This window comes from Micromonospora sp. D75 (assembly GCF_018070405.1).
Lineage (GTDB): Bacteria > Actinomycetota > Actinomycetes > Mycobacteriales > Micromonosporaceae > Micromonospora > Micromonospora chalcea.
Window position 1 is genome coordinate 1 of record NZ_JAGPXV010000958.1, and the last position, 1,453, is coordinate 1,453.

1 protein-coding gene is annotated in these 1,453 nt (G+C 75.8%); it reads left to right on the plus strand.

The window, feature by feature from the left end; translation table 11 throughout:
* Positions 1-1,393: GGDEF domain-containing protein (locus KBX39_RS31080; RefSeq protein WP_210873969.1), on the plus strand; the 1,393-nt coding region annotated here is incomplete at its 5' end.
* Positions 1,394-1,453: the final 60 nt, after the last annotated feature.

Consider the following 1,453-nt stretch of genomic DNA (forward strand, 5'->3'; position numbering starts at 1 on the left):
TCTGTGCGTGGTGGGGGAGTTCAGTACCGGCGCGATGGCTCTGGGCCTGACGGTCGTTCCGCCGATCATGGTGGGTGAGCTGCTCGCCGCCGCGGACCAGCGTCGCCGCGTGCAACGACTGGCGGCCCGGGAGGCGTGGCTGCGGCGCCGGCTCGGGCCTGATGCCCGGGCCGTCGAGCCCGCGCCGCTGACGCGCGCGGATCTGGTCCGGGCGTTGGCGCAGCGCAGCGGTGGCGCCCTGCTCGTGGTCGACCTGCACGGCGAGGGCGCGGCCGTGCCGGAGGGGCCGGTGCTCACCGAGGTCGCGCGCCGGCTCCGAACCGGCGTCGAGGCGCACGACCTGATCGCCCGGCTGGGCGACACCGAGTACGCCGTCCTCACCGATGTCGGGCCGGTGCTGGCGTACGCGCTCGGCACCCGGCTGCTGGCGGCGCTGACCGAGCCGTACCCGCGGCCGGGCGGGGTGGCCCGGGTGCGGGTGAGCGTCGGGCTGGCCGAGACCGGAAGCGGCGAGCCGGAGGACGTGCTGCGTCAGGCCGACCTGGCCCGCCGCCGGGCGGTGCAGCTCGGCCGGGACCGGGTCGAGTGGTACGACGCCTACCTGGAGGAGCAACTGGTCCGGCGCCTGGATCTGGAACGGGAGCTGCCCGGCGCGGTGGCGCGCGGTGAGCTGGACCTGGTCTACCAGCCGGTGGTGGCGCTCGCGGAGCGGACACCGGTCGGCACCGAGGCGTTGCTGCGCTGGCGCAGTCCCACGCTGGGCACCGTGCTGCCGGCGGAGTTGCTGCCGGTGGCGGCCGACCTCGATCTGGTCGGCGAGATCGGGCGGTGGGTGGTGGACCGGGCCTGCCGCCAACTCGCCGCGTGGTCGGGGGGCGGCCGGGAGCTGTGGATGGCTGTCAACGTGACGCCGCGTGAGCTGGCCGCGCCGGACTTCGTGGCGCGTACGGCGACCGCGCTGGCCGCGTACGACGTGTCGCCGGAGCGGCTGGTGGTGGAGGTGGCCGAGCCGGGGGTGGGCGCCGAGTTGTCCACTGTGGTGGCCCGGCTCGCCGGTCTCCGCTCGATCGGCGTGCGGACCGCGCTCGACGACTTCCGCGCCGAGCACGCCTCGCTCGCCCAGCTCCGCCGCCTGCCGATCGACCTGCTCAAGGTGGGTCCGCATCTGGTCTGGCCGGGTGGGGACGGGCAGCGTCCGCTCATCGACGTGGTGGCGAACCTGGCCGACCGGCTCGGGGTCGAGTTGGTGGTCGAGGAGCTGGAGTCGGAGGGCCAGGTGGCGGGCGCGCGCCGGGCCGGCTGCCGGTACGGGCAGGGCTTCGCGCTGGCCCGTCCGGCGACCGCCGAGCGGGTCGAGGCGTGGTTCGAGAGGTTCCCGTCCGCCGCCCGCTGAGCTGAACCGGTTCAGCGGTCCGTCGTACGAGGTGGGGCCGTGCTGCCGCGCGGCGTGAGG